The 298-nt window shown below is 63.4% G+C and carries 1 protein-coding gene; it reads right to left on the bottom strand.

Translation table 11 applies throughout. The features are described 5' to 3' along the window. Positions 1-20: 20 nt before the first annotated feature. The coding region (locus APY03_RS11840; RefSeq protein WP_157103399.1) for an integrase core domain-containing protein at positions 21-298 on the bottom strand (278 nt) is incomplete at its 5' end.

Here is a 298-nt window from a genome sequence, read left to right as displayed (position 1 = left end):
TTGGGCCATGTACTCATGGTTCAACCCTCCTGCAGCGCCGGCGATTGGATGTACTCGAATGTGGTCGAGGCCCGAGCTTGTTGGCGCCAGTAGTTTGCCTCGGCCTCGGCCGGTGGGATGTAGCCGATGGGCTCCAGCAAGCGATGGTGATTGAACCACGAGACCCACTCGAGGGTCGCCAGTTCGACCGCCTCGCGCGTCTTCCACGGCCCGCGCCGGTGGATGATCTCAGCCTTGTACAACCCGTTGATGGTCTCAGCCAGCGCGTTGTCGTAGCTGTCGCCGGTGCTGCCCACCG

Source organism: Variovorax sp. WDL1 (assembly GCF_001541225.1).
Classification (GTDB): Bacteria; Pseudomonadota; Gammaproteobacteria; order Burkholderiales; family Burkholderiaceae_C; genus Variovorax.
Note: the sequence above shows the minus strand (reverse complement) of the source record. Positions and strands in the feature narration are given on the sequence as shown.